Annotated in this window: 7 protein-coding genes; 5 read left to right on the top strand and 2 right to left on the bottom strand. The window is 40.1% G+C overall.

Features of this window, described 5'->3' with window-relative positions:
• Nucleotides 1–334: hypothetical protein (locus VL121_RS11535; RefSeq protein WP_325405372.1), on the bottom strand; the 334-nt coding region annotated here is incomplete at its 3' end.
• Nucleotides 335–488: 154 nt separating this feature from the next.
• Complete coding sequence (locus VL121_RS11530) at nucleotides 489–1,361, bottom strand: AraC family transcriptional regulator (RefSeq protein ID WP_325405370.1); 873 nt, start codon at nucleotides 1,359–1,361, stop codon at nucleotides 489–491.
• Nucleotides 1,362–1,754: 393 nt separating this feature from the next.
• Between VL121_RS11530 and VL121_RS11525 the strand changes: the two genes are divergently transcribed.
• From VL121_RS11525 to VL121_RS11505, 5 genes are all read left to right on the top strand, one after another.
• A complete protein-coding gene (locus tag VL121_RS11525) occupies nucleotides 1,755–4,838 on the top strand; it encodes a SusC/RagA family TonB-linked outer membrane protein (protein WP_325405368.1) in 3,084 nt (1,027 codons plus the stop codon).
• A 125-nt stretch (nucleotides 4,839–4,963) separates the two neighbouring features.
• Nucleotides 4,964–6,529 carry a RagB/SusD family nutrient uptake outer membrane protein gene (locus VL121_RS11520; protein ID WP_325405367.1) on the top strand — a complete coding sequence of 522 codons (1,566 nt, stop codon included), beginning with the start codon at nucleotides 4,964–4,966 and terminating at the stop codon, nucleotides 6,527–6,529.
• A gap of 320 nt (nucleotides 6,530–6,849) precedes the next feature.
• Nucleotides 6,850–8,247 carry a glycoside hydrolase gene (locus tag VL121_RS11515; RefSeq protein ID WP_325405365.1) on the top strand — a complete coding sequence of 466 codons (1,398 nt, stop codon included), beginning with the start codon at nucleotides 6,850–6,852 and terminating at the stop codon, nucleotides 8,245–8,247.
• A 167-nt stretch (nucleotides 8,248–8,414) separates the two neighbouring features.
• Nucleotides 8,415–9,053 carry an RraA family protein gene (locus VL121_RS11510; protein WP_325405363.1) on the top strand — a complete coding sequence of 213 codons (639 nt, stop codon included), beginning with the start codon at nucleotides 8,415–8,417 and terminating at the stop codon, nucleotides 9,051–9,053.
• A 10-nt stretch (nucleotides 9,054–9,063) separates the two neighbouring features.
• Nucleotides 9,064–9,834 (top strand): SDR family NAD(P)-dependent oxidoreductase, encoded by a 771-nt coding sequence (locus VL121_RS11505; RefSeq protein ID WP_325405361.1) that lies wholly within the window; start codon nucleotides 9,064–9,066, stop codon nucleotides 9,832–9,834.
• Nucleotides 9,835–9,853 lie beyond the last annotated feature (19 nt).

Raw genomic sequence — 9,853 nt, 5'->3', positions numbered from 1 at the left:
CAACATCATTCATCCAGGCATCAGGCTCCTGCAGGATTTTTCCATTACCTACCTTGTAAGCACAGTAAAAATAATATTGCGGATACAGTGATCTTGGCGGAGGCCCGGGACTGTATGGCACGGATGTTTTTATAAAATTCCATCGCTGCCTCAGGAAAATATCATACGCGCGGGACTGCGGATGGATCCACGAAATGATTTTCGACTGGTTATCCAAAACAACCTTATGAGTAGCTATTGAGTCGGGCTTATTTGAGTAGCGGTTTAACTGGTGCTGTGCGCACAGGGAGCTTGCGATTAAGCAATTGATAATAAAGAGTGTTGTTTTATTCATGTGTAAAATCTTGATGGATTTTTTGAACTCAAACAAACTTATTACAATTGCCTGGTTATTTTTTACCCGATTTGGTACAATCGTTTGCTTATTTTGTAGCAGATTGTTTTAAGCAATCGTATTCTTAAAACACGGATAATAAATGGCAGGGAAGTTATGCCGGTTGATACGCAGCTATTTTCTGATAATTCATCCTATACGTTTTGGGCTGACAATCTTTGAATTTTTTAAACTGCCTGTAGAAAAAGGGAAGACTTTCAAAGCCGGAAGCATAACATATTTCACTGATTTGCTTATCGGTTTCAATAAGCAGTTTGCATGCCCTGTTGATTTTGTATTCGTTTAAAAATTCAAAAAAGGGCTTTTTCATAGTTTTACTAAAGTATCGTGAAAAATACTCTTCACTCATGCTTAGCTTTGACGCGATATCAGCAAGGGAAACCTGCTCCTGGTAATGCGTTTGAATATAATTGTAAACGGCATTGATACGCGTTTTGTCGGTATCATTCAGGTCACCGGTAAATTCCTGTTCACACAAAAACCTGAATTCGGGGTTGTGGGCCAACTCCTGCAATATCTGCAGCAGTATCATCAGCTTATCAAATGGCGATGCATTAATGAGGTTAAAGAATTTTTGTTTTAATGCCGCAGCCACCCTGCTGTCAACCTTAATGCCTTTGTTCATTGAAGTTGATAAATTCCTGATGGCCTCAAATTCTATACTCTGCATCCATGATTTGTCAAAAAATTCTTCCTTCAGGTAAATAACGATAGCATTTACAGGCTGCTCCTGATCGGCAGTACTGTTCCATGTATGCGGCAGGTTAGAACCCAGCAAAACAAGCTCCTCTTCATAAAAATTCTCGATGGAATTACCTACGTATCTTACGCCCTTACCACTTATGATAAAGGCCAGCTCCAGTTCCGAATGATAGTGCCAGGGATAGTAGAACTCCTTACTGGTTTTTTGAAATTCAACTTTGAATAATTTAGATTCGGACGGTATGGGTTTATAGTGAGGTTTCATTTATTAAATATATGGTAATCTGTATTCTTTTTCTCAATTTTTCTTTATATGGCGACAAGATAAGGTAGTAATTGGATAAAATACGATAATAGATGATTTCTGAAAACAGTTGCTATTTGTGCAGATTTGGCAAAGGAGTTCAATCCTTCATTCAACATGATGTACCACTTTAATTTGGAAAAAGCATTCAACGGTGGGTTATTGTATAATGGCTTATTTGTTCTCCTGAGTTTGTTTTTTAAAAACTATACAAAATAGGGAAGTGATTGGTTAATATCAGGTAAACCACCCTTCGCATATAAAACTAAATTTGTTATGATATATTCTTAGTGTGGCGGATAACTCCAGGTATAAATGGAAACAAGCTGCATTTCAAAACTAAAACAAATTACCATGAGCCGAGATTCGGTTTTTTTAGAAAAAGCAATAACAAAGCGACTAATAGCAGTTGCCGTGAAAAAACTAAAGGGTAAACTGTTGTTTTTAGCATTTTTTATTTTTTTTGTTTCTATCGTAAGTGCACAGGAATCAATAGCGGTATCCGGAAGGGTGACCGATGGGGAATCTCTTTTGTCAAATGTGTCTGTTAAAGTAGAAGGTTCAGAAAGAGGTACAACAACCGATTCAAAAGGGTATTTTAATATTGTTGCGCAAAAGGGGAAGAAACTTTTTATAACCTATGTAGGGTATGAGAACTATGAAACACTGATTTCAGAAAATACATTTCTTAACATTATCATGCGGCCAACACTTGATAAAGAACTGGAAAACGTGGTAGTTATAGGGTATGGAACAAGAAAGAAGGTGAACCTTTCCGGTGCCGTTTCCACGGTTAGCTCAAAGGAATTAGATGACAGGCCTTTAACCAGTGTAAGTTCCGCTTTGCAGGGAACAATGTCTGGTGTAACCGTGATGCAGGATAATGGTCAGCCCGGAAAGGACCAGGGTACTATCAGGGTGAGAGGTATTGGCACCCTGAGTAATAGCGATGCTATGGTTGTGGTGGACGGTGTAGTATCGAGCATGAATGATATTAACCCGAATGATATTGAAAGCATCACTGTTCTTAAAGATGCAGCTTCCGCTTCCATTTACGGTTCAAGGGCTTCCAATGGTGTAATATTGGTTACAACAAAAAAGGGCAGAAGCGGTACAGTTATTAATTATAATGGGTACATAGGAAAGCAGCAGGCCACAAGACTTCCGGATTTCGTACCATCGTGGAAAGCGGCTACTTTTTATAATGAGGCGCTGATGAATGAAGGGAAACCTGCGCGGTATACAAATGAAGAGATAGAAAAATTTAAAGATGGGTCAGATCCGGATAATTATCCAAATACCGACTGGCTGGATTTATTTTATAAGGGATCTGGTTTACAGCAGAGCCATTATATAAATGTAAACAGTGGAAACGAAAAAACGCAATCGCTGTTTTCGCTTGGGTGTTTCAACCAGGATGGCCTGGTAAACAATACTGGTTTATCACGCTACACCACCCGGTTTAAAATCAGTAATAAATTAGGTGAGCGTTTTACGGTAAATGGAAATATTTCTTACAACCTCGAGAATTTCACCGAGCCAACAAATCCTTATACCAGGAGTTTTGCAGGTATGCTATGGCAGATTAACCGTATTGGCCGCAATGTTCCTTACAAATATTCGAACGGATACTATGGTTACTATGATGATGGCAGTCCTATGGCCTGGCTGGAGTCTGGCAGTACAAATAAAAACCGCACCCATTATCTTCGTGGAATAGCAGACGCTGATCTTGAAATAATAAAGGGATTGCATTTTAAACCATTACTGGGTTACCGGCTGGATATCAATCAATCAAAATCATTTATAAAAGATCTGCAGTACTACAATCACACAACAGGAGATCCTACCTTTTACCAGGGACCTAATTCGTTAACAGAATATAACAATTACCTGAACGTAATAACGCTTCAGGGCCTACTGCAGTACGACAAAACTTTCCGTGATCATGATTTAACATTGTTAGCCGGCTATTCCCAGGAGTACACAAGCTTTAATTACCTGCAAGGGTTTCGAAAGGATTTTCTGAATAATTCTTTAAGGGAACTGAATGCAGGTCCAGTACCCGGACAGACCGCTACCGGATCGTCTTACGAAACGGCATTGCAATCTTTTTTTGGAAGAATCAACTATGAATTTAAGGACCGATATTTGGTTGAAGCAAATATTCGTTATGATGGCTCATCGCGTTTTGCGCCAGGCAACAGATGGGGTACCTATCCCTCATTCTCAGCAGCATGGAGGATTTCGGAAGAGCCATTTTTTAGCTCTTTCAGAAATACAATGTCTGAATTAAAAATAAGAGGCTCGTGGGGGATACTCGGCAATCAGAATATTGTGGGTAACTATCCTTATATCAGTACAATTGCCTCAGGGCAGAATTACACTTTTGGAAACAGTGTAGCTTCGGGAGTGGCGCCCGTTAATGGAGCCAATCCAGATATTCACTGGGAAGATACAAGATCAACGAATTTTGGATTGGACGCCACTTTGCTGGATAGAAAAATTACTTTTACTATTGACTATTTTGTACGTACTACCAACCGTATATTGCTTGACATTCCCATAGGATTTGTATATGGTTTTAATGCCCCTGTACAAAATGCAGGAAACGTTCAAAACAGCGGAATTGAATTTGACCTTGCTTATCACGGCAGTAGCAACGAATTCCATTACGATATATCTGCCAATGCTTCTTTTATTAAGAATACCATAAAGGATTTGAAAGGAACAGACCCAATCATTAGCGATTATTCGTTTTTGAAAACAGGCTATCCTATCAACTCCTTTTATGGTTATGAAGCTGAAGGTATTTTTCAAACAGAGGAGCAGATCAATAGCCATGCAGTTCAAAGCGGTGGAGCTATCGGATTAGGCGATATTATGTATAAGGACCAGAACAAAGATGGTACAATAGACGGGGATGATCGCGTATACCTCGGAACTTATTTTCCTAAAGGTACTTATGGAGCAACCATTGCTTTGCGTTGGAAAGGTTTCGATTTTTCATTGTTCCTTCAGGGTGCGGCAGGAGTTAAAGGTTTTGTACGAGGCGAACTGATGGGAATGGTGAGCGATAAATACGGAAAACCTACTGCGATTTTTGATAATCACTGGACATCCTCCAACCCAACCAATGAATTCCCCAGGCTGTGGAGTTCCAATACGCAAAATGATCCTATGATCACGCCTTCCTCTTTTTGGGTAAGAGATGCAGGGTATTTGAGGGTGAAGAACGTACAGGTTGGTTATACACTCAATAATAAATTGTTGAACAAGGCCGGCATTGAACACATCAAAATATATTACAGCGGTCAGAACATTTTCACCGCTTCCAGTTTTTATAAATGGGTAGACCCCGAGGCACCTGCAGGCGCAAGAGGAACTTCTTATCCGCAGGTATTGGTAAATACCGTAGGCGTTAACATTACTTTTTAATGGAATAATAAAATGATTTGAATCGTCAATGACAACAGGTCTCAAACGCCTGTGAAAACAATAATGACGCGGTTAAAATTTTATTATGATAAGATACATTTGATAAAACAATAAAAAAATAACTAATGAAACATATATTCATAGTTTGCAGCCTTGCAATCTCTATCCTTTGCTCCTGCAATAAAGACTTTCTTGACCGCCAACCATTGGATGAGTATAGTGAATCATCATTGTGGACATCGGTTAAAGACGCTGAAGCGGCGCTGAACGGATGTTACAGGAACTGGGAAGACGGGCAATGGATATTTTATATTGACTGTGCTTCCGACAATGCCTTTAATCCATATCCCTGGGAAGGATATTCCATGATGGGCAATGCCGTGCAGCTTACGCCCACTAATACCGGCTATAGCCGCTGGGATTTCAGAACCATTCAAAAATGCAACTGGTTCCTGGAAAATGTGGACAAAACGCCGATGGATGAAGAGCTTAAAAAAAGGATGAAGGCAGAAGCCCGTTTTTTAAGAGCCTATAAGTATTACCTCATGTCACAATTGTATGGGGATGTGCCACTCGTTAACAATGCGCTTACTCCCGAAGAAGCTAATGTCGTTACCAGGAACAAGAAAGAAGAAGTTGTACAATTCCTGAGGGATGAACTTGCTGCTATTGCGCCGGATCTTCCGGAAAGTTATAGCGGGGCTGATGAAGGTCGCGTAACAAGCGGTGCCGCTTGGGCATTAAAAGCAAGACTGGAATTATTTAACGGAAAGTATGAAGATTGCGTAGCAGCTTGCGAAAAGATAATAGGAAAATATTCCCTGTACGGCAGCTACACCGATCTTTTTAGGATGCAGAATGAGCACAATTCAGAGATTATATTGAATGTTGAATACATTGCGAATGATGTGCCGATGTACGGGCTTGGCGTATTGGTTACGGAATCCCAGGGTGGATGGTGGTCGGTTGACCCTACACAAAGTTTAGTGGACAGTTATGAAATGAAAAATGGAAAGACTATTGAGGAACCCTCATCGGGTTATAATCCTGATGATCCTTATAAGAATCGCGACCCTCGTTTGGAGGCGACAATTATTCATCCCGGATCTTTTTATGAGGGAGCTTATTTTGATCCCCTCAACCCTTCTTCCATTGATTACTATGCCGTATACAGTTATACGGGTTATGCACCCAGAAAATATACATCGCACCTGGCAGATTTTTCCGATATGTGGAACTCCGGTTTAAATATACCGGTGATACGTTATGCTGAAATATTGCTTTCCTATGCAGAGGCGAAAATTGAATTGTACCAATTGGATAATTCAGTATATGATGCCGTTAATCAGGTGCGTCAGCGTGTAGGGATGCCAGTAGTAGATCAGTCCGTGTACAATTCGCAGTCCAAAATGCGCGAATTGGTGCGCCGGGAAAGGAGAGTGGAACTGGCATTGGAGGGGTTGCGCTGGTTTGATATACAACGCTGGAAAATTGGCGGAGAGGTAATGAATGGGCCTGTATACGGTTCAAGACTGGGTATGGTTGACCCTGCTACAGGAAAACTAACCCTTACAACAGAGCGCATAGTATCTGAGCAGAGAGTATTTGATGAAAGTAAAAATTACTTATGGCCAATACCGCAGAGAGAGATTGATATTAATAAAGGTCTTTTACCAAATAATGGGTATTAATGTTTTAATAATTGGAAACCGTTCTTGTCTCCACGAATGGTTTTATATTGGTGAATCAAAATTCTATTTTTAGGCAGATTTTAAGTTTGAATTAAAAAAGGACCGAGCATATTACAGAAAATTTTTAAAGCCGAAACAGTTCTTATGCCTTCGAATCATTATGATGTAATTGTTATAGGAGTAGGCTTTATAGGAGCAGCAGCATACTGGCATCTTGCCAAACGTGATTATAAAAACATAAGAATAGCTCTTTAAAAGCAAAATAGAGAAGGATTTTAAAAACAAGGTACCACCGGATAATAATATCAAAAAAAGCCAATATGAAGCGTATTGTTTTTTCAACATGTATGTTGCTATTTCTCCTGGCGAATACAACATTTTCCCAAAATACAACTATTGATGGTAGTAAGAAATACCAAACAATTCGCGGTCTTGGGGTAAATGTCAATCCTCAATCCTGGAGGGATAATCCCGAATCAGTAAAAAAGGTTCTCGATAGCCTGATTACGGGAATGGGATGTACAAGTTTCCGCCTTATGTTTGATGATAGCGACTGGGAAGGCGTAAATGATAACAATGATCCCAATTCATATAATTGGATATATTACGATTCTGTTTATAGTGCCCCGCGGTTTACTTGTGTTTGGAATACAATACAATATTTAAATAGCAAAGGGATAACTGATATTACACTTAGCCCTGTTGGAGCAACTGCAGGTTGGATGGGAGGTACAAAACTTAATTCCGGAGTGGAGCAGGAATATGCGGAAATGATGGCGTCAATGGTTAATTATGGTCAAAAACGCAGAAGCCCTGCTATCCATTTCAGCATGCTTTCACCGATCAATGAAACTGGTTGCTTCGGTATTGAGGCGCCCATCATGACCACCAATCAACTTGGCGCCATATTCAGTAACATAGCTACGCAACTTATCAACGATGGTATTACCGGTGTTACACTTATCGGTCCAGACGATTGTTATAATTCCTTCAATATTCATGCATTGATTGCCAGCCCGGTCACCATGTCAAAAATAAAATATTTTGGAGGTCATCAATATGGTAATTCTACATCAAGGAGCGAGGAATTGTTATACGCAGTTAAGAATTCTGCTTATCCCGACAGAGAAGTAATTATGACAGAAGCAAATGCAGTATGCAATGGGTGTGATGATGGCACTTATAACTCAGATTATGGGTTCAGCAATTATGCAGGTCCTGCTTATAAATATGTTCTTCAGCATTTGAATGTTGGTGTGTCCGGAGTTCAACTTTGGGAAGGCTACGATAGCCGGTGGCGCCACCACCACCCTAACCGGGATTTGGCCTGGAGTATGTGGGGAGTTTTTGCAGTAAAAGACACAGCTCATCCCCATGTATATACCAAACGGACACATTACTATGTATTTAAACAGCTTTTTAATTTTGTCAAACCAGGTTTCAAACGGATTGATATTTCCACAACTCTCCCTGGCATGACAGTTTCGGCATTCCATGATCCTGTAAATGGATCAATCGTAATTACCGGAAAAAACGACAGTAACAGTGCTCAGACAATTGAAGGCATCTTAAAAAACAGCTCAACAGTGTCTTCATTAAAATATTACTATACCGATTCTTCAAATAATTTTTCGCAGGGTCCCAATGTAACGGTTGCCAATCAGACTTTCTCAAAGTTGATTCCTGCATCCTGTGTTTTTACACTGGTAAATAAGTAATATAAATTAAAAGCATTTATGTATGCAGTACACAGGAAAGGGTAATGATTGGTTAGTATCGGGTAAATTGGAGCTTGAAAAGAAAAGTAAATTTGTTAACCACAAAGATTGTTTAAACTTGAACTGACAATGGACCGGGAATATCAAATTATAAATACTATCTAACTATGAAAGGACTGTACGTAGCTGTAGTATGTGACATACTCGATGAAATGGGTTATCGCAACCAGGCTATGCATCAGCGGCTGCGGCCGCTGTTACCGGATATAAGGAATTGTGGGTTTATTGGCAGGGCAAAAACATTGAAATGGAAAGAGGTTAATAGCGTGGATGAGGGAAATCCTTACGGGTTGGAAATTGAAGCTATGGATTCGCTTATGGATGGCGATGTTGTTGTTCATTCTACTGATCATAATGGTACAAATGCGCCCTGGGGTGAACTAATGTCAACTATTGCAAAACGGAAGGGGGTTGCTGGTTGTGTTTGTGACAGCCAGATACGGGATTGTATTAAAATCATTGACATGGGTTTTCCGGTATATTATGCGGGGATAAGACCTTTGGATTCAAAAGGACGGGGCCTTGTTATTGATTATGACGTACCCGTGCAATGTGGTGGCGTATTGGTTCATCCCGGCGATTTAATTTTTGCCGATTTTGACGGCATCGTTGTTATACCAAAAATGCTTGAAAATGAAGTAATTGAAAAAGCTGAAGAGAAAGTTCTTGCTGAAAACTTATCAAGAAAAGAACTGCTTAATGGAAAAACACTCAGTGAAGTATTCGATAAATACAAAGCTTTATAACTTAATCATTATGAATCTGCAAAATCGCTCAGTTGTAATAACCGGATCGGGTTCGGGCATAGGAAGGGCCTGTGCGTTTGAGTTTGCAAAAGAAGGCGCCAATATAGTTGTAGCCGATATACAGCTTGATGCCGCAGAAGAAACCGTGCGTCAAATAACAGCAGCAGGTAGAAAGGCTTTTGCCTGCCAGGTTGATGTTTCAAAACCGGAATCTGTAACCACACTGGTTAATAAAACCATTGAGCTGTGTGGAAAGATTGACGTACTAATCAATAATGCAGGTATTCAGGTAAACAAAACAATCGCTGATACTTCTTTTGAAGAATGGAACGCACAAATGTCAGTAAACGTTGGCGGTGTTTTTCTTTGTTCCAAACTATTTTTACCGTACTTAAAAAGTACTAAAGGTAATATTGTGAATATGTCTTCTGTGAATGCATATTATGTTGAGCCTTCCTGTGCAGGATATTGTTCCACTAAAGCCGCTATCATCGGGCTTACCAAAGCAATGGCTATTGATCATGGCCCGGAGGGGATTCGTGTTAATTGCATTTGTCCCGGATATATTGATGCCGGACTGGCTGAAGGTTATTTTCAAAGTCAGGCAAATCCTGCTCAGGCTCGTGCAGAAGCGGGAAAATTACATGCATTATGGCGAATCGGGAAACCGGAGGAAGTTGCACAGGTTGCAATTTTCCTGGCAAGCGATCGCGCTTCTTTTGTAACCGGCTCTGCCTATATAGTGGATGGTGGTTTTGGTTCCGGCCTGCCGCCAAAATAATAACAATGTTTACAGCAAA

This window comes from Agriterribacter sp. (genome assembly GCF_035497235.1).
Taxonomy (GTDB): domain Bacteria; phylum Bacteroidota; class Bacteroidia; order Chitinophagales; family Chitinophagaceae; genus Agriterribacter.
This window is presented reverse-complemented; position numbering and strand designations above follow the sequence as displayed.

Coding starts and splice junctions, on each gene's coding strand:
- VL121_RS11525 (WP_325405368.1), top strand. CDS start 1,755: ATGAGCCGAGATTCGGTTTTTTTAGAAAAAGCAATAACAAAGCGACTA.
- VL121_RS11520 (WP_325405367.1), top strand. CDS start 4,964: ATGAAACATATATTCATAGTTTGCAGCCTTGCAATCTCTATCCTTTGC.
- VL121_RS11530 (WP_325405370.1), bottom strand. CDS start 1,361: ATGAAACCTCACTATAAACCCATACCGTCCGAATCTAAATTATTCAAA.
- VL121_RS11510 (WP_325405363.1), top strand. CDS start 8,415: ATGAAAGGACTGTACGTAGCTGTAGTATGTGACATACTCGATGAAATG.
- VL121_RS11505 (WP_325405361.1), top strand. CDS start 9,064: ATGAATCTGCAAAATCGCTCAGTTGTAATAACCGGATCGGGTTCGGGC.
- VL121_RS11515 (WP_325405365.1), top strand. CDS start 6,850: ATGAAGCGTATTGTTTTTTCAACATGTATGTTGCTATTTCTCCTGGCG.